General features: G+C 39.8%; 10 protein-coding genes and 1 pseudogene. 10 read left to right on the forward strand and 1 reads right to left on the reverse strand.

Going from position 1 to position 19,986, the window contains the following annotated elements; translation table 11 throughout:
* The first annotated feature begins 1,001 nt into the window (after positions 1-1,001).
* The 8 genes from RWN13_RS13000 (at position 1,002) to addA (ending at position 13,853) form a co-directional block, all read left to right on the forward strand.
* Positions 1,002-1,382, forward strand: a complete 381-nt coding sequence (locus RWN13_RS13000) for an ACT domain-containing protein (protein ID WP_314064286.1) — start codon at positions 1,002-1,004, stop codon at positions 1,380-1,382.
* Between the two features lie 109 nt (positions 1,383-1,491).
* Positions 1,492-2,421: an EamA family transporter RarD gene (rarD, locus tag RWN13_RS13005; RefSeq protein WP_314064289.1), complete on the forward strand. Its 930-nt coding sequence runs from the start codon at positions 1,492-1,494 to the stop codon at positions 2,419-2,421.
* Positions 2,422-2,575: 154 nt separating this feature from the next.
* The gene (gene lepB, locus RWN13_RS13010) at positions 2,576-3,157 is read left to right on the forward strand and encodes a signal peptidase I (protein ID WP_314064292.1); all 582 of its coding nucleotides are present in this window, start codon (positions 2,576-2,578) and stop codon (positions 3,155-3,157) included.
* Between the two features lie 263 nt (positions 3,158-3,420).
* A complete protein-coding gene (locus RWN13_RS13015) occupies positions 3,421-3,957 on the forward strand; it encodes a sigma-70 family RNA polymerase sigma factor (protein ID WP_314064295.1) in 537 nt (178 codons plus the stop codon).
* On the forward strand, positions 3,944-5,035 hold the full coding sequence (locus RWN13_RS13020) for a DUF4349 domain-containing protein (RefSeq protein ID WP_314064298.1): 1,092 nt from the start codon (positions 3,944-3,946) through the stop codon (positions 5,033-5,035). Before RWN13_RS13015 ends, RWN13_RS13020 begins: the two co-directional genes overlap by 14 nt.
* A 24-nt stretch (positions 5,036-5,059) precedes the next feature.
* A complete protein-coding gene (locus RWN13_RS13025) occupies positions 5,060-6,331 on the forward strand; it encodes a serpin family protein (RefSeq protein WP_314064300.1) in 1,272 nt (423 codons plus the stop codon).
* Between the two features lie 219 nt (positions 6,332-6,550).
* Positions 6,551-10,114, forward strand: coding sequence for a PD-(D/E)XK nuclease family protein (locus RWN13_RS13030; protein WP_314064302.1), 3,564 nt, complete (start codon positions 6,551-6,553; stop codon positions 10,112-10,114).
* The gene (gene addA / locus RWN13_RS13035) at positions 10,110-13,853 is read left to right on the forward strand and encodes a helicase-exonuclease AddAB subunit AddA (RefSeq protein WP_314064474.1); all 3,744 of its coding nucleotides are present in this window, start codon (positions 10,110-10,112) and stop codon (positions 13,851-13,853) included. The genes RWN13_RS13030 and addA overlap by 5 nt, the downstream gene beginning before the upstream one ends.
* 60 nt (positions 13,854-13,913) lie before the next feature.
* Here the strand turns inward: addA and RWN13_RS13040 are convergent, their stop codons facing one another.
* Positions 13,914-14,522: a TetR/AcrR family transcriptional regulator gene (locus RWN13_RS13040; protein ID WP_314064304.1), complete on the reverse strand. Its 609-nt coding sequence runs from the start codon at positions 14,520-14,522 to the stop codon at positions 13,914-13,916.
* 240 nt (positions 14,523-14,762) lie between these two features.
* Between RWN13_RS13040 and RWN13_RS13045 the strand changes: the two are divergent.
* A pseudogene (locus RWN13_RS13045) lies at positions 14,763-19,001 on the forward strand (acyl-CoA dehydratase activase-related protein); the annotation flags it as partial.
* Positions 19,002-19,245: 244 nt separating this feature from the next.
* Positions 19,246-19,956, forward strand: a complete 711-nt coding sequence (locus RWN13_RS13050; protein ID WP_314064309.1) for a GntR family transcriptional regulator — start codon at positions 19,246-19,248, stop codon at positions 19,954-19,956.
* The last annotated feature ends 30 nt before the right edge of the window (positions 19,957-19,986 follow it).

Here is a 19,986-nt window from a genome sequence, read left to right on the forward strand (position 1 = left end):
CCGTGATTTCTTAGATGACCTGTTGCTGTAAGCTGTTATACTAAAAAATCAAAACTTCAAAGGATGAGTGAAGGCGTCATCCGTTTTATAACAAATTAGTTTATCTGTAATTCGTTCAAAGGTAACGAAGCAGCTGAGGAGAGAAAGCATCACTCATTGACAAAATATCTGAATAGGGTTTGTTATGAAAGGTTCTAATCATTACTAGCTATCCGTGATTTCTTAGATGACCTGTTGCTGTAAGCTGTTATACTAAAAAATCAAAACCTTAAGGGATGAGTGAAGGCGTCATCCATTTCATAACTATCTGATTTATCTCTTCGTTCAAATGAGAGAAAACCACTAGATGAGTGAAATCGTCACTCATCGTCAAATACTCTAAAAAAGATTTCTTATAGAACTTTCAAAGCAGTTGTTTAGCAAGTTATTTTTGTTTAAGTACTAAGTGAAACATCAGTGATTTTTAGCGTTTAAAAACCTAAGTTCCTAAAGTGTGAGCCAGTCACTCGCTAGTAAATTTATCATCACTGTTTATTCGGTAACTATTCATTGTCTGGCAAGTTATTTCCCTATTAAATCTGCTAACAAACTTTCCATCATGATCCAAACCTTTAGCCATTCTTCAAAAAAATGCTGATAAAGTAATAAAAAACAGGTATATCGACATCTCCTTTTCGGCTAGTTTGTTCTAATCCATCAATAAGCTAGTTGTTTTGATAGGACACTTATTTCTTCTATTTATTTATACCTTCACTATTAATACGAAATCAGAGAGGCAATCCTTACTAGTTTTAAAAATTCTTAACTTAAATTTAAAAGTATAACTGTAAATTACGAACTATTTCGACCTGAATTAGTTTTAAATTAAGAATTAGCCGTAGACGTAACTATCAGTTTTCCAATAGTTTCTGGCTAGTTTACATGGTATGATTTAGTTATGTCATTCAATTTCACTAGTGAACATAGGTTTAAAAAAACAATTTAATAAAGGAGACGATTTAATGGAATTAATTTTGAAAAAAGAAGGTTATTCAGTGGTTCAGTATCCTGTTAGTTACCAAGCAAACTTACAACATATAGAGGGGTTTAAGAGTGTTATCTGGACGGCAGAGGAGTGTTCCGTCGTTGCCTTGACTGATCAGTTGGATATGACTGAGGCTACGGCAGTGGAAGATGGGTGGGCCTTGTTGCAGATTACTGGTGTTCTAGATTTTGCCTTAACGGGTATTTTAACGCAATTGGCCAATCCTTTAGCAGATGCGGGAATTTCGATCTTTGCATTATCGACTTATAACACAGATTACCTTTTAATAAAAGCCGTTGATGTTGAGAAGGGGATGACAGTCCTAAAAATGGCAGGTCATCAATTGACTATTGTTTAGGTTTCGGCAGATTAGTCCGTGTGGCCTTCCTTTCTGAATGGACTAGTGATAAAATGAAACAACGAATGAGTCAGAGTCAATTCGATATTGTGTAAAGGTTGTGTTATTGGTGAATGAAGAAAATGTATCGAGGCAAAAATGGGGGATGCTGGCTGGCCTGATGGCTTATGTCCTTTGGGGAATTTTACCTTTCTATTGGAAAGCAGTTGGCAGTGTTTCTCCCTTATCTGTCTTGAGTTATCGAATTGTTTGGTCATTTGCTTTTATGATGGTCATTTTGATTGTCAGTGGAAAATGGTTCAGTTTTATTAAGGAAGTAAAAGCCGTATTAAGAAATCACCGTCGCTTGCTGGCGATTGTGGCAGCTGCTTTATTGGTTACAACAAACTGGTTTATTTTTATTTTTTCAGTCAGCAGTGGTAAAGTGATCGATGCTAGTTTGGGCTATTATATGAATCCATTAGTTAATGTGGTGTTAGCGACTGTTTTTTTGAAAGAACGTTTAGGTCGAGGGGAACTGATTGCTTGCTTGTTAGCAGCACTTGGCGTGGTTTTATTAGCCTTTCAAAGTGGCGTTGTCCCTTGGTCGTCTATTGCGATGGCAGTAACCTTTAGTTTGTATGGGTTAATTAAGAAGGTTGCTGCAGTTAGCTCCATGACTGGGTTAACATTGGAAACAGCGATTGTAGCGCCCTTTGCTTTAGTTTATTTGTTTTTCTTTTCTGCTGAAGGTTTTATGTCTTTTGGGTTAAGCTTGAATTTACTGTTAATCGGCGCTGGCATCGTTACAGCCATTCCGTTATTTTTATTTGCAGAAGCAGCAAAAAATATATCTTATATTTTGGTTGGCTTTTTACAGTATATCGCGCCAACTCTGATGCTGATAGCGGCTATTTTTCAGTTCAAAGAAACCTTTGCCCTCCCCCAATTATTAGCTTTTGGGTTGATTTGGTTAGGCATTCTGATTTTTACTGGAAGCAATATATTAGTGCTTCGTAAAAATAAACAATTGAGTAAGGGAATATCAATCGACAGTTGAGTGCATCAAGTGTCGTTTTTTTTTTGCGGTCAATCATGAAGAATGTTTGAAGAATTTTCTCGAAAAGTGGGTATTAAACTAATAATTAACTATAGGGGATGTTTTTATGATAAAATGAATCAGGTAAGATTTTAAACTCTCAGGAGGTAAGATATTGAACAAGAAAGAGATAATTAGCAATATTATATGGTTTGGCGGTCTATTAATCGTCTTATTCATAATCCGGACCTTTGTCTTTATGCCTGTAGTGGTGTCTGGCAATTCGATGGACCCAACGTTGCAAGATCGAGAACGTGTCATCGCAACCAAAACGAAAAAAATTGAACGATTTGATATTGTCACATTTCCAGCACCCGATGATCCGAAAAAGAGTTATGTCAAGCGGGTGATTGGCTTACCTGGAGACACAGTGGAGTATAAAAACGATCAACTGATTATTAATGGTGAAGAGTATGACGAACCTTATTTAAAGGAATTTAAAGGTGAATTGGCAGAAGGTGATTTTTTGACCTATGTAACAGGAGAAGATGGTCAGCCTCACAGTGAGTTCAGTTTAGGAAATTTAACAGCTCTAGGTTCCAGTACGGTACCTGAAGGTGAATTGTTTGTATTGGGCGATAATCGCCAAATTTCAAAAGACAGCCGTTTAATCGGTTTTATTGAAAAAGCGGATATTACTGGTAATGTTAAGTTCTGTATCTGGCCGCCTAGTAAATTTGGTCCAGTTAATAAGTAATTAATTAAAAAGCGTCTCAATGATAAACGGTCTTACTTATCATTGAGACGCTTTTTGCATGGCTTGAAGCAGCTCTTTGAGATTAGATCTTACTCTTGCTGTCAAGTATTCAATTTTGATTCAACTTAATCCCTTATATTGCCCCTTGTATTGGCATCTGTGATTGATTAAACTGAAACTAATTAGTTGAAAGTTAGAATGAATCCAACCTTTAGGCGTTTCTAAACGTCTAATCTATGAACCGTGTAATTATTAGGGAGGAAGTGAGTGAGTTGGTAGATGAAATGGATGTTCAAGCGGCAATGAAAGGCGATCGCCGAGCGCTTGAATCCTTGCTGAAAGCTCAATATCAGCAATTATATAAGACGGCCTTTTTATATGTAAAAAATGAAGCCGATGCTTTAGACGTTGTTCAAGATTCGGTCATAAAAATAATGACGAAGATTGGCAGTTTGACTCAGCCAACCTATTTTACAACTTGGGCCGTGCGAATTGTGATTCATACAAGTTTAGATCTATTGCGACGGCCAAGTCTTCAAGTATCAAATGAACCTTTGGGGGACCTAGAAGCGAAAAAGGAGTTGTCGGATGACAATCGTCTGGATATTCATGCGGGCATCGCCAGCTTACCAGAAGACTTGCAGGAAGTGACTATTTTACACTATTTTCATGGTAGAAAAATCAGAGAAATCAGCTTAATAACGGAAGAACCAGTAGGGACAACCAAATATAAGTTGCACCAGGCCCGTGGATTATTGCGAGATTATTTGGAAGGAGGGGACTGTGATGAAGCTGACTAGTCAATGGGAAAAAGAATGGCAAGAAATAGACGTTCCTCAAGACGCAGTCTTTCAAGCAATTGAAAAAGGCTTGAGAGGTGATGAGAAGGTCAATTGTAGTCAAGGGCAATTGAAAAAGTCAGGAATAAAACGATTCTTTGTCAAACAGCGCCGATTGTTAGTTATTGCTGCTGCGTTAATACTGCTTGCCACGGCAAGCGTCGCAAGTGTTGCTGGGAATCGACAACTGAAACAACAGGCTAATAAGAGTGATAGTAGGTCTACTCTAGAGAAAGAAGTAGTGCCTACCGCTCCTGATAGCGGGGCCGAGGGGACAGGAAAAAGTGAGACGAAAGGGAAAATCGAATTTTATTCTGATGAGGCTGGAACAACCGAAGCTAATCAAGCGGTGGAGACCAGTGAAAAATCGGCACAAAAATTAATCAAAACCTATGATATTATTAAAGAGACCAATGACTTTAGAGAGACAATTGAAGGGATTGAAGAGACCGTTAAATCTTATGGCGGATACTTTAGCCAATCAGATATCACCAATCAGGAAAGTGATCGTCAGCTGCGCTCGGCTCGTTATACGATTCGAATTCCCCAAGCAAAAATCGAAGAATTTAGTAACGCATTAGCTAAAATTGGCGAAACTATTTCTGCTTCGGAAAATGCCACCGACCATAGTTTGAGTTACTCAGATAATCAAAGTCGAATTAAAGCATTGCAAACAGAGGAAGAAGCACTATTGAATTTATTGGGAAAAAGTGATACTGTTCAAGAGATGATAAACATTCAAGATCGGCTATCACAAGTTCGAAGTTCAAAGGAAAGTTTGATTCAACAAAATAAATTGATTGATAATCAAGTCGCTGAAACGGAAGTCCAGTTATCCGTCAGCGAGGTGAAGAAAATCACCAAAGAAAAAAGTGTAGCAGTCATGAGCAGAGTACAAGATAATTGGCGGGATCAAATGAGATTTTGGCAGGAGGCAGTCCAACAACTAGCAGTTTTCTTTTTAAGTGTGGGTCCGTCTATTACTGCCGTGATAATGTTGGGCATTATCTGGGTGATTATTAAGAAACGTCGAGTTTGATACTCAACTCGATTTGGAGGAGTTATGATGAAGTTAACATATATTGGAGCCATTGTTACTTTGGGAAGTTGTTTATTATTAAGTGGCTGTATGCCTGAACAACAAGCAGTCAATGTGACTAAAAATGAAAAAAGCAATCAGCTCATCGATTCTGGTAATGAAAAATACACCAGCCAAGACCGTCTGGTACAATTTGCTGCCGAGAGTAGCAGTTTGATGTTGCAATCAAAGGGAAATCAAGTGTATAGCCCTGTGGCGCCTTATTTAATGCTGTCTCTTTTAGCTGAAGGAGCTGTCGGCGCCACTCAGACGGAGTTGTTTGAAGGGTTGTATCAGACACCGACCTCACGTAAAACGCTTCATCAATTTAATGAGGCGTTGTTAGGGAAGTATCTCGGTTCAGGCGACATTAAAATGGCAAATGCCCTTTGGTTGGACAAACCGGTCAAATTAACATCGCCCTTTAAGGAACTAGCAGAAACATACTATTACGGTGATATTAAGCGAGTCCCGTTTACCGATAACCCTGAAAAGGCGGCAAAAACAATTAGTAATTGGGCAAAAGCTAATGTGGGCGAAACCACTTATGACACGTCATTAATTGAGCCAGGTTTCGCCTTAGTTTTATTAAATTCGTCTCACCTTGAACTGGAGTGGCAGCACCCTTTTGACGAGAAATTGACCAAGGAAGAACCGTTCAATGGGAACGAGTTAAAAACAGCGATGATGCAGCAACAGTTTGCAAGTTTTCCTTATGGAATAGGTGATGATTATCTGGCCACGTCCTTACCCTTGAAAAATGGAAACCGACTTCAACTTATTTTGCCTAATGAGGGAGTTGATGTCAGAAGTTTGATTGACACGAAAGAAAAAATGCTATCATTGTTTTGGATTGTTGAAGATAAAAAAAGCAAAATGACTCTCTCAATCCCTAAATTTAATGTGGTCAGTAACCTTGATTTACAACCTAATTTAGATAAAATGGGTTTTGGCCGAGCATTCTCAAAAAAAGAAGCAGGTTTTAGTCGCCTGTCAAGCAACGTTAGTCTTTATCTAGGTCGGGCACTCCAAACTAATCAGTTATCGTTTGCAGAAAATCAAGTTGATGGCGCGGGTTATACTCAAGTCATGATGCCAATTGTTCCAGAAGAGGCCACAATTGCGCCGGTCCCTCCAGTTGTAGAGGAACCTGTGCTGGAATTTAAACTGAACCGTCCCTTTATCTATCTTATTTCTGATCAAGACGGGGTGCCAATATTGCAAGGTATTGTAGATAATCCAACTCTAACTAAATGAATTTTGCTAGCAAGCTAACACAGGGTCTAAGTGTTAGCTTGCTTAATTTGAGTCTACTTGACTGGGGGCGGTCTTACCACCCATTTATCCAGAAATATGATACACTTATGATAAGCGTTTAATAAAAGTAGAATCCTGATTTAAACGCAAAAAATTAGTCTTTGATGAGATCGAAACGAAGTGAAGTGTTTAGGACAACGGATGCAAGGAGAGCAGCTTATGAGCTTAGAATTTATATATGGACCAGGGAGTTGTCAACATGAAAAACCGCTGGTCGAACGAGCAACAGAATGGCTAACGGCCGATCCAAAACATGAGGTATTTTATTTGGTACCGAACCATGTGAAGTTTGAGACGGAAGTTAGTGTATTGGAAAATTTACATCAATTACCAGCTTATGCTGGTTGGAATAATATGACGACCATGCGCTTACAAGTTTTTAGTTTTTCACGTTTAGCCTGGTATTATTTGCAACACACAGCTTTGTATCAGGACGAGCATTTAAGTGAGGCTGGTACTCATATGCTAATTCGTAAAATTCTATTGGAGCAAGCTGAAAATTTAACGATTTTTCGTGGCGAAGTAAATAAGGCTGGCTTTATTGAGCAATTGGCTGATCTATTTAGTGAACTTCAAGATGGCAGTATTGATTTGGTAGATTTGAATGAGATTTCAATGGGGTTGGGAGGTTCTTTGAAGGAAGTTGATTTTAAAGGGAAACTTGAGGATTTCCAATTATTGTATGATGCTTACTGTGTGGCATTAGCCAATCGAGAAGTTGGCACCAAAGAATTAATCACGCATTTGGCGACTTATTTAAAAGATCGTGACTTATCTCAAGTGATGTTTATCATCAGTGGTTTTTCGCGTTTTACGGCCCGAGAGCAACAATTGATTGCAGTCTTGGTTGAACGAGCTGCTGAGGTGAAATTAAATTTAGTTTTAGACCAAGCCTATGTTCAACGCCCTCCAGAGCGCTTTAATATGTTTTTTGATGCTGGAAAATTGTATTATGAGTTATCTCAGTTTGCTCGCAGTAAGCAGGTTCATCTATTAGCCGACACTCGTTTACAATCAGATGACCCCAATGCTATCGCAATAGTAGATGAATGTTGGCGTGAGTCTCAGGAGATTAGTCCGTCTAAAATATTTCCCAAATTAGTAACGGATAAGGTCCAAATTTGGGAAGGGTCGACTCCTTTTACAGAAGTTAGTCATGTGGCCAAGGAGATACGACGTCTGGTGTCAGAAGAAGGCATGCGCTATCAAGATATTCAGGTCTTGACGCGAGAAGTGTCGGCCTATACCAATACCATCGGTCCGGTCTTTAACAGCCACGAGATTCCCTATTATTTAAATCAGGAATTGGAAATGAAACACCACCCCTTAGTGGAGTTCTTAACCAGTTTGTTTGCGATACAAGCACGGCATTTCCGTTACACGGATGTCATGCGCTTTTTACGGACCGAGTTGTTTTTACCAATTGCTGACCCTTCATTATCAGTCGAGGCATGGCAAGCCCTGCGAAATCAATACCGGGATAAGGTGGATGTAACTGAAAATGTGGCTTTAGCCTATGGGTACGAAGGATTTTATTGGACTCAGGAGAAAGATTGGGTTTATATTTATTATGATTTTGAGAATGACGAGACGAAGGAAGATGAAAATCTCTATGCGCAACGGATTTCCAATGAAGTTCGGGGCCATTTACGTCAGACGCTATTGCCTTTTTTTGATCAGTTAAAAAAAGCCAAGAAGGGGCGTCAGGCAGCAACTGCCCTTTATCAGTTTTTAATTGACAGCGGAGTCGAACAAGAGATTATTTACTGGCGGAATCAGGATATTGAATCGGGAAAATTAGAAGAAGCCAAAATTCATGAGCAGACTTGGCAAGCGTTTATCCAACTTTTGGATGAATATGTGATGATTTTAGGCGAAGATGACTTTGTTCTAAAGGATTTCGTGGCGATACTGGAAACAGGAATGGCGGGTCTTTCTTACGGCAAGGTACCAACTACCATTGATCAGGTCAGTGTATCAGCCTTGGATTTAATCCATGCTCAAAAAAGTCGTGTCACTTTCATAATAGGCGCAACTGACAACGTGTTGCCTAAAAAAATTGAAAACAAAACCTTGCTATCAGATGAAGAGCGTAGTTTAGTCGATGAGCGGTTAGCAGATGGCAAGTATTTAATAAAAAATACGGCGGCAGATTTGGCAAAAGAACCTTACATCGCCTACTTGGCTTTTAATTCCGCCTTTGATCGTTTATATTTAACTTACCCCGCTACTAAGGAAGGTAGCAAAGATGTGAAAATGTCACCTTATCTGGGAATAATCTCACGTCGTTTAGGCCTGCCTGTTCAATTAAAAACAGGATTGCCAGCGGATTTTGGGTTAAGTTTAGAGTATGTTAGTACGTACCGTAATTTAGTGACGGATTTAAATGCCTTAAAGCGGCAGGCAAAAGAGGCGAAAATGGCTATTTCACCACTGTGGTTAGAACTTGAAAAAAGACTACTGCAACACCCGCTTTATCATGAATTGGCACGGAAAACATTTGAAAGTCAAGTTCACAAAAATGTGCCTGATGCCTTAACGCCTGCTTTAGTTGATGCATTGTATGGTGAGACGATTCATGGTTCTGTCTCAAAAATAGAAAATTTTTACCAATGTCAGTATAAGTATTTTATGAATTATGGGCTAAAATTAAAAGAGCGGGATGTTTTTGCTTTAACGCCAGCTGCAACAGGTGATTTTTATCACGATGCCCTTGATCAATTGTTTAAAGTGCTGATTCGTGAACAGTTGAATTTAAGCCAGTTGACGACGGAAGAACTCAAAGAAGTGACCAATCAAGTATTGGCGGGGATTTTAGCAGAACCTAAATTTGCGATTTTAACAGCCAGCAACAGGATGAACTATATTCGTTACCAGCTAGGACAAACGATTCAACGAGTGGGATGGGCCTTGAGGAAACAAAGCCAACGGACAGGGTTATCAACGGTTCAAACAGAGGTACTGTTTGGTCAATTTGCTCAGGAAGTCAGCTTAGATAGTTTGAATGTGGATTTAGGTCAAAATAAACAGATGAGTATTCGAGGCAAGATTGACCGACTGGATCGAATTGATGTCAATGATCAATCGTACTTGGCTGTGGTTGATTATAAATCTAGCCGTCATACCTTTGATTATCGCGATGCTTATTTTGGACTGGCTATGCAGATGATAACATACTTGGATGTGGCCTTGAGCAATGCAGTTAAACTGATTGGCACAGAAAAAGCGAAACCAGCCGGTGCATTTTACTTACAGATTAAGAACCCTACTGTTGAAGGCAATCTGCCTGAGGATGTCGTAACGGAAGAGTTATTTAAAGAATACGGCTATAAAGGCATATTGTTAAATGAGGCGCCACTCTTAGAACGGTTGGATTTGACTTTAGATGAGCAACCAAAATCAAGTGTGTTTCCTTATACGATGAAAAAAAATGGTGATTTTTCATCCAGTCAATTTGTGACGGAAGATGAAGTTGAGTTATTGATTCAGCACAATCGTCATAACTTTAAAGAGGCAGGGGAAGAAATTTTTAACGGCTCAACAAAGTTGAACCCGGCTTATCGTGATAAATTGCGTGTGGCTTGCCAGTATTGTCCGTTTCGTAGTGTCTGTCAGTTTGATGTCATGTTAAAAGAAAATGACTATCATCGAATTGATAAGTTGAAAAAAGACGAGGTCTTAAAGAAAATCGCAGAGGAGGGCAATCGAGATGACGGAAATTAGAGCAGATTTGCCCTTAAAACCAAGTAACAGCCAGTTCACTGATGGTCAATGGCAAGCTATTTACGATCAAGGAGCCAATATTTTGGTGTCGGCTTCGGCTGGCTCAGGTAAAACAACGGTGTTGGTTCAACGGGTTATTGAAAAAATTAAAGCAGGAACAAATGTCGATGAACTGCTGATCGTGACTTATACTGAGGCGGCGGCAAAAGAGATGAAGCAGCGCATAAAGAAGGCTGTCGAGCAATCGATCTCAGAAGAATCAGATCCAGAGTTAAAGCGTCATTTTATGCAGCAGTTGACCTTGATACCAACGGCTAATGTCAGCACGCTTCATGCCTTTTGTCTGCAAGTGATTCGCAAGTATTATTATTTAATTCAAATTGATCCTGTCTTTCGCTTATTAACGGATGAGACTGAAATGATTTTGCTAAAAGAAGACGTCTGGGAAGAATTAAGGGAAGAACTTTATGAAAAAGATCAAGAAGATTTTTACCGATTAACGGCGAATTTTTCCAATGACCGCAGTGATGATGGCTTAACTCGTTTGATTTTTTCACTCTATGATTTTGCCCGCTCTAATCCTAATCCGAAAGCTTGGCTAGATTCATTAGGAAAAGCCTATGAAGTGACGGATAGTTTGGCTGAAGCGGGGATTTATCAAGATGTGTTGAAGCCTAATTTAATTAAAGAGTTGGACTTAATAATCAGTCAGAGTCAAGAGATGGTTGGCTTAGCCGAGGGGGATGAAAAATTCAGTAAAGTCAGGGATTTGATGGTAGTAGAAGCAATTTTTGGTCAGACCCTGTTAAGTCTGATTCATGAGGATGATTTAGAGGGTGTTTATCACTATCTGATTCAACTGAATTTTGCTCGCTATCCTTCTTTACGCAATTTAGAGGACGAAGAAAAAGCAGTCAATGAGTTGATTAAGGAATTACGGAACAGCAATAAGAAGATGCTGACCGATTGGCAAAAGGGGTTATTTAGTATTGAACCTGCTAAAATGTTGGAAGTTATGAAAGACTCTCAGTTAATGGTCAGTCAGATGGCTGACGTGGCCTTTCGTTTTGAACAAGCTTATTCTGAGCGCAAAACGGAGAAAAATCTGGTGGATTTTAATGATTTGGAACACTTTACCTTGCAAATTTTGGCGACGATTACGCCAGACGGTTGGCAAGGGTCGGAAGCATCGACGTATTATCGTGATAAGTTTGTGGAAGTCTTAGTCGATGAATACCAAGATATTAATCAACTGCAGGAAAATATATTGTTATGGTTGCGCCAGCCAGATGCTAAAAATGGCAATCTATTTATGGTTGGGGATGTTAAACAATCCATTTATTCTTTCCGTTTGGCTGATCCAACTTTGTTTATCGATAAGTACAATCGCTTTGGTGAGAGTCAGGATGGTCGGCGAATCATTTTGGCCGAAAATTTCCGTTCGCGGCGCAATGTTTTAGATTTCACGAATCTGATTTTTGAGCAGTTAATGAATGCGTCGGTTGGCCAACTGGAGTACGATGATGCCGCACAGCTCATCAATGGTTTCAAAGGATTCCCGGAAACGGATCACTACGACACTGAAATTTTGATTTTTGAGAACGCCAATGAATCGGAGGAAGAGCTCGAGGATGTGGATGATCGGTTTCAAATTGATGATAAAACGGAAGGTGAGCTCCGTTTAGTCGGCAATAAAATCAAAGAATTAATAGCCGAGAAGTTTCCAATTTACGACAAAAAGACGAAAGAAACTCGTCCATTACGCTATCAAGATATTGTTTTGCTGACGCCGACTAAGAAAAATAATTTAGTGTTGTTGGATATCTTTAAGGAATTAGAGATACCTTTACATGTTAACGACACTCAGAATTATTTTCAAGCCACGGAGATTCGGATTATGATTGCCTTATTAAATGTGATTGACAATCCTTATCAAGATATTCCATTAGCCGCGGTTTTACGGTCGCCAATGGTTGGCTTAAAGGAAAATCAATTAGCGGAAATTAGAGCGAGCTTAGGAACAGGTAGTTTTTTTGATGCCTTGACCCATTTTTTGACAACTAATAGGAGTGAGCTCGGGGTTAAACTCCAAGTTTTTATGGATCAATTGTTAAACTGGCGTGAAATGGCCCGCCGTCAACCTTTAGTGGAACTGATTTGGCAAATCTATCAAGACACAGGGTTCCTTGATTACGTTGGGGGCATGCCTGCTGGGGCACAACGGCAAGCGAATCTCCATGCTCTTTATGAGCGTGCCACTAGTTATGAGGAGATGAGCTTTAAAGGATTGTTTCAATTTGTCCGTTTTATTGAGAAGATGCAAGGGAAAGACAAGGATTTGGCTGAACCCACTGCTATTAGCGATGATGAAGATGCGGTTCGTGTCATGACGATTCACGCCTCCAAAGGGTTGGAATTTCCAGTGGTATTTGTCTTGGATTTAACCCGTCGTTTTAATTTAATGGATTTGAATAATGCTTATATTTTTGACGATAAGCTAGGTGCGGGGATTAAATATACGGATCAGGATAGTCGCCTCTTTTATCGCACCTTACCTTTTTTAGCGATTCGTGAAGAGAAGCGTAAAAAACTATTGTCAGAGGAAATGCGCAAGCTCTATGTGGCATTAACTCGGGCAGAGGAAAAACTCTTTTTAGTTGGTTCCTACAAAGATCAGGAGACTGCTTGGAAGAAATGGAGCCGCAGTGCCATGGAACCTCATGTGGTTTTGGGAGATGAGTTACGCTTAAAAAGTTTATCCTTGATGGATTGGATTGGATTAACTCTGATGCGTCATCAGGATGCTCAGACCTTTCAATCGGAGTACGAGATTGCTAAAGTTGGCGGTGTGTATCAGCATCCGGCTCATTTTAAGATCAGTTTTAATGGCTTAGAAGATGTTAAGCCAGAGTTGGTTTCTCAGATTGAACTAATCAGTGAATCTAGTGGTACTTTTGTGGCAGAAAACCCAAGTCTGTTAAATGAGGCTTTAGCTCGTTTAAACTACACGTATCCCTTTAAGGATTCGACTCAAACGACAAGTTATCAGTCGGTTTCAGAAATTAAGCGTGTGTTTGAAGATCCGGATAATGCGGATTTGTTAACCCTGGATTTAACACAGGAACGGGCACGAACAGTCAATCGACATGCAGATGATCAATTGGCTAAACCTAAATTTATGGAAGAGGTTGGCGAGGTTCAGGGAACCGAAATTGGAACAGCCACTCATTTGATCATGCAGTTAATGCCTTTGAATGAAAAACCGACAGAAGCGAGCCTCAATCACTTAATTATCGAATTAGTGGGAAATCATTCCCTTGATAAGCGGGTGGCTGAAAAAATTGACCGACAGGCTATTTTAGATTTTTATCAAAGTGATTTTGGTCAATTATTGTTAGCCAATGGTCAAGGGGTGACGCGTGAACAGCCCTTCTCAATGTTGATGAAAGCAGAAGCTATCTTTAAGGACTACCCGGTAGCAGCCAATGATAAAATTCTTATTCACGGAATTATTGATGGTTACTACGAAGACCAGGACCAGTTAATTTTGTATGATTTTAAAACGGATTATATCGGAGAGGCCGATCAGGTGAGGTTAGAAACGGTTAAACACAAGTACCGTGGGCAGCTACAATTGTATAAACAAGCCTTGGCACAGGTTAAGGGCCGTCCGGTAACCTCGGTAAAATTAGTTTTATTATCAGCTGGGCATATTTTAGAGATGTCCGAGAATGATTAAATAGGCTGTAGACAATCAATAGCAAAAGGTCTGGCGAAGCTATTCTCGTCAGACTTTTTGTTATTTTTCTACGTCGATGCCCAAAACAGTTAGATGGCCATTTCCAACTAATTTTATCACTAAACGTGACATGTGATTTGGTGGGAAATCAGAATCACTTTTGACCCACCAGTGGACGGTACCAATAAAAATCGAAGTCATATATTCGATAATAAAATCGATTGGTACCTCAATATCATTTTCAGTAATTCTTAATGAGCTGAAAACATCTTGGTATTGTTCGGTTAATAGCTGAGATAATTTTTCTCTAAATAATAGGGCAGAGGTACCTTCTGTTAAGGTCAGAAAAAACGTTTTATTTTCTCTGATTTTAACAAAGACAGAGGTTAACATAAATTCAACTTTTTTTAACTTCAAAAAATTGCCTTCGACTAGCTGCTCGGTATTCAAAATAGAGGCGAAAATATCGATGGCAAATTCTAGTACGTGTTCATAAAGGTCTAATTTGTCTTTAAAGTGAGCGTAGAAGGTGGCTCGGTTGATCATTGCTTGGTCGGCAATATCTTGGATAGTGATGGCTTCATAGCCTTTTTCGTCGATTAATGTGATAAAACCCTCGACGATCATTTTTTTTGTTCGGAGAACTCGTAAATCCGTCTTTTTTTTCATGAATAACCCTACTTTCTTAGCGATGTTAACGACTTTTTTCTAAATTAATATTAAGAAAAGCAACAATTCGACCGACTTTGTTGTTTATGTCACAAAATCAATGAAATTGATTGTTGAATTAATTTGTAGTTGTTATAAAATGATTATAACAGACGAGTTGTTTCATATTCAACAGGTTGTTGCTTATTTAGTGAAAAAGAGAGCAAGAGAATCTAATTGAAACACTATGGAGGTAGGAAAATGTATTACAGAGCAGGAATTGATGTGGGCTCAACAACGGTGAAGTTGGTTGTCCTAAATGGACTCAATCAAACGGTTTTTTCGAAATACGAGCGCCATTATTCAGATGTGACTAAAGCGAGTCAAAAGGTCTTGGAGGAAGCTCAAGAAATTCTGGGGCAGGATGCTCAGGTAGCTATGACAATTACTGGATCAGGTGGTATCGGCTTGGCAGAAGTTTTGGCTATTCCTTTTGTTCAAGAAGTGATTGCTTGCACGAAAACAGTAGAAGAACTGATTCCTGAAACAGATGTCGCCATTGAACTTGGTGGAGAAGATGCCAAAATTACCTTTTTTGAAGGGGCGATGGAGCAACGAATGAATGGTAGTTGCGCAGGTGGAACTGGTGCGTTTATCGACCAAATGGCCAGTCTTTTAAAAACAGATGCCAACGGTGTGAACGAATTAGCAAAAAATTATGAGAATATATACCCCATAGCATCTCGTTGTGGTGTTTTTGCCAAGACAGATGTCCAACCTTTGATAAATGAAGGGGCAGCAAAAGAAGATATTTCTGCCAGTATTTTTCAAGCAGTTGTGAATCAGACAATTGCTGGATTGGCTTCAGGCCGTAAAATAAAAGGCAAAATAGCTTTTTTGGGTGGTCCGTTGTATTTTATGAGCGAACTGCGTCAACGATTCATTGAAACCTTAAATATACAGCCGGAAGATGTGATTTTTCCAGAAAATCCTCAATTATTTGTGGCGATTGGAGCGGCGATTTATGCGGATGAAAATGACGATACCACAACTTTTGCTCGTTTACTGGACAAGCTATCACACGATACTAAAGAGCAATTACAACCAAGTCAATCGTTGGAGCCACTTTTTAGAACAGAGGAAGATTTAACGGCATTTCGTCAACGTCATAACGTAGCAACGGTTGAAACTAAATCTTTGGCTGAGCATCATGGGGTAACTTTTCTAGGGATTGATGCTGGATCTACCACTACTAAAGTTATTTTAATTAATGAAGAAGGGGAGATTTTATTTCAATTTTACGGCAATAATGAGGGGCAGCCGTTGGAAACGACTATGAAGGTCATCCAAGACTTGTATGCTCAAATGCCGGTTGATACTTACATTGGAAAGGCGGCGGTAACGGGTTATGGCGAGCATTTAATTAAAAATGCGTTAAAAGTGGACATTGGTGAAGTTGAAACGATGGCTCACTACAAGGCTGCAAATAAATTCCAACCAGGAGTGGACTTTATTTTAGACATCGGTGGCCAAGATATGAAGGCCATGAAGATCAAGGACGGTGTATTGTCTTCCATTCAATTGAATGAGGCTTGTTCTTCAGGCTGTGGTTCCTTTATCGAAACCTTTGCCAAATCCCTGCGTTATACAGTGGAGGACTTTGCTGAAGCAGCTTTAAGTTCTCAGGGGCCGGTAGATTTAGGGTCTCGTTGTACCGTCTTTATGAATTCCAAGGTTAAACAAGTCCAAAAAGAAGGGGCTACTGTAGGAGATATATCTGCTGGTTTGTCTTATTCCGTTATTAAAAATGCGATTTACAAGGTTATTAAGATTCGCCGTCCAGAAGAGTTGGGCAAAAAAATCGTGTGTCAGGGTGGCACCTTTTATAATGAAGCTGTTTTACGGGCTTTTGAGCTAGTTAGTGGACGAGAAGTGGTTCGACCTGCTATTTCTGGTTTAATGGGAGCTTATGGGGCTGCATTGATTGCTCTGGAGCATTTTGAGCTGACAGATGAAACCACGATGTTGAGCGCTAGTGAGATGGCTGAATTTACTGCTGAGAATGAATTTGCCAATTGTGGTTTGTGTGAAAATAACTGCATGTTGACGGTCACTATCTTTTCAGATGGCCGGAAATTTATTACAGGAAACCGTTGTGAGCGTGGGGCCCAGATAAAAATCAAACGGGAAGATCGCCGTGTTAATTTAGTCGAGTATAAATACCGCCGTCTCTTTAAGTATCGTTCTTTGAAAGCTAAAGATGCACCACATGGGGTGATTGGGTTACCACGTGTCTTGAACATGTATGAAAACTATCCCTTGTGGCATACGGTCTTTACGGATCTTGGTTTTCGTGTTGAATTATCGCCTCGTTCCAATAAAGAACTGTACGAACAGGGAATGGAGACAATTCCCAGTGATACGGCCTGTTACCCTGCTAAGTTGACGCACGGTCATATTCAAGCGTTGATTAATAGTGGTGTGCCCTTAATCTTTTATCCGGGGGTCGTTTTTGAACGACAGGAATCTGCAGAAGCTGATAACCACTTTAATTGTCCGATTGTGCAAAGTTATCCCGATGTGATTCGCAATAATGTGGATGATATTCGTGATGGCTTAGTGGATTACCGTAATCCTTATATGAATTTGGCTCATGAAGCTTCAGTGGTGAAGGTCATGACTGAGGCCTTTGCCGATTTAGGCATTACTGAAGCGCAGATGTCGGCGGCGATTCACCATGGCTTTGAGGAGTTGGATGCTTACAAGCATGACATCCAAGTTAAGGGGGAAGAAGTATTGGCAACCTTAACTCAAAAAGGGGAAAAGGGTATTGTGTTGTCAGGTCGTCCCTATCATGTGGATCCGGAAATCAATCATGGGATTGCCGATGTCATTACTCAAGAAGGCTTTCATGTTCTAACTGAAGACAGTGTGTCTCATTTAGAAGACGTTGGCGGCTTGCGGGTAGTCAATCAGTGGGTCTATCACTCCCGCCTTTATGCAGCAGCTCGAGTTGTTGCTAAGTCGACTAATTTGGAACTGGTTCAATTAAATTCTTTTGGTTGTGGACTTGATGCAGTGACAACTGATCAAGTAGAAGAGATTATGGAACAGTATGGGAAGATTTACACGGTTTTAAAAATAGATGAGGGATCCAATTTAGGCGCTATTCGCATTCGATTGCGTTCTTTAAAAGCGTCTGTCAACGAGCGGGCCCACTTAAATGTGGTACCTGTAAAACAGTTTGATGAACCTGAAAAGATTGTCTTTACAAAAGAGATGAAAGACACTCATACGTTATTGTTACCGATGTTAAGCCCGATTCATCAAAGTGGTCTCGTTGATGTGGCATTACAGGAATCTGGTTATAAAGTAGTTTGCTTGCCTTCAGAAGACACGGGGGCCATAGATGTTGGGCTAAAATTTGTTAACAATGATTCCTGTTATCCTGCGATAATTTCCATTGGGCAGCTGATTGAAGCTCTTCAAAGTGGCGATTATGATGTCGACAATACTAGTGTGATGATGACTCAAACAGGTGGCGGATGCCGTGCCACCAACTATATTCCGTTATTGCGTAAAGCTCTAAATGACGCTGGCTTTTCTCAAGTTCCTGTGGTGTCAGTTTCCATGGGGAATCAGGGCGTAGAATCCAATCCTGGCTTTAAATTAAGCTTACCCTTGTTAAAACGATTAGCCGTGGCCTTCCTTTACGGCGATTTATTTGAACGAGTGGTATACCGAACTCGTCCCTATGAAGTCGAGCTAGGAATGGTTGATAGACTTCATGATCAATGGCTTGAAAAAATTAAGCCTAGTGTTGTCAGTGGTTCATTCCGCCAGTTTAATAAAAACATGAAGGCTATTGTAAAGGACTTTGATACGATTCCGCAGACGGGGCAAAAGAAGCCGAAGGTTGGAGTGGTAGGCGAGATTTTGGTTAAGTACTCACCGATTGCCAATAATGATATTGTTCGCTTGCTGGAAGCAGAAGGCGCCGAAGTGATTGTACCTGATATTTCAGGCTTTATGAACTATTCTTTGTACAATCAAATTTGGAAACATGAGAATCTTGGAACAACTAAGAAAAGCAAATGGGTGGCTGAATTCGGAATTAAATTTATTGAAATGTGTCAAAAACCGATGGACAAGGCGTTGAGAGAGTCTGACAGGTTTACAGGTATTGCTTCAATTTATGAATTAGCCGAGGATGCTGGGAAAATTCTTTCAATCGGGAATCATACGGGAGAAGGTTGGTTCTTAACAGGCGAGATGATCGAACTTTTAAAAGAAGGGGTTCATAATATTGTTTGTCTACAGCCCTTTGGTTGTTTACCTAATCACGTAGTGGGCAAGGGAGTGACGAAAGAGCTTCGTCGCCAATACCCTAAGGCAAATATCGCGCCGATTGATTACGACCCAGGCGTTTCAATTGTCAATCAACTAAATCGCATACGCTTAATGATGGCAACAGCAAAAAAAGTCTTTAATCAAGAGCAGGCTGATCAGGAGCAAGCTGCCTTAAAGGCTGAGCAAGATAAAATAAGATTAACAGTAGCAACAGATCGAGATTAATTTCTTGATCTGTTTTTTTAGTTATTTTGCTAAATTACAGCGAATACTATTGTAAGTTTGGTATATACCAGTTATAATAAGAGAGAAAGAATCAGCCGTTGTTAAGGTTTTGATTGTCTTGCTAAGTGATAGACCAATCAACTCGCTGCTGAAAGAAAGGGAGAGTAGCATGCCAAAAAAAAATTTACCAGTTTATATTCAGATACATGACCAAATTCGGGAAGAGATTGAAAAAGGAAAGTGGGCAGTGGGAGATCGTTTGCCATCTGAGCGTGAGTTGTCCATCCAGTTTGGCGTGAGTCGAATGACTTTGCGGCAGGCTGTCCAAACTTTGGCAGATGAGGGAATCTTGGAACGTAAAATTGGTTCGGGAACTTATGTGGCGCGTAAAAAGGTTCAAGAAACGATGACAGGAACCACAAGTTTTTCAGAAATTATGATCTCTCAAGGGAAAAAACCAGCCAGTAAAACGACGTCCTATTTTGTTACAAAACCAAGTTCAAGTGAGATGGAAAAATTACAATTGACCGAAAATGATCAAATCCTGCGAATGGAACGGATTCGTTATGCCGATGATTTACCTATTTGTTTTGAGGTGACGAGTATTCCTTATGAATTTGTTAAAGATTACAATAAAAAAGAAATCACGCAGTCCTTGTATCAAACCTTGGCAGAACACAGTGAACAAAAAATTGGCAAAGCGGTGCAGCGGGTGACGGCGATGGTGGCTTCCGAGAGAATTGCAGAGCATTTGGACATTAAAAAAGGTGATGCGATTCTAAGACTACGTCAAATCACTTATTTTAAAAACGAACAACCTTTTGAGTACGTCCGTTCTCAGTATGTAGGCAATCGCTTTGAATTTTTACTTGAAAAATAAAAGAACCTAAAAGGAGAGTGTTTCTCTTCT

This window comes from uncultured Vagococcus sp. (assembly GCF_963518325.1).
In the GTDB taxonomy this organism is placed as follows: Bacteria; Bacillota; Bacilli; order Lactobacillales; family Vagococcaceae; genus Vagococcus_D.

What these genes read in the sequence shown, in the direction of transcription:
- RWN13_RS13000 (WP_314064286.1), top strand. Translation starts at nt 1,002, where the DNA reads ATGGAATTAATTTTGAAAAAAGAAGGTTATTCAGTGGTTCAGTATCCT.
- RWN13_RS13020 (WP_314064298.1), top strand. Translation starts at nt 3,944, where the DNA reads ATGAAGCTGACTAGTCAATGGGAAAAAGAATGGCAAGAAATAGACGTT.
- RWN13_RS13025 (WP_314064300.1), top strand. Translation starts at nt 5,060, where the DNA reads ATGATGAAGTTAACATATATTGGAGCCATTGTTACTTTGGGAAGTTGT.
- RWN13_RS13030 (WP_314064302.1), top strand. Translation starts at nt 6,551, where the DNA reads ATGAGCTTAGAATTTATATATGGACCAGGGAGTTGTCAACATGAAAAA.
- RWN13_RS13040 (WP_314064304.1), bottom strand. Translation starts at nt 14,522, where the DNA reads ATGAAAAAAAAGACGGATTTACGAGTTCTCCGAACAAAAAAAATGATC.
- RWN13_RS13050 (WP_314064309.1), top strand. Translation starts at nt 19,246, where the DNA reads ATGCCAAAAAAAAATTTACCAGTTTATATTCAGATACATGACCAAATT.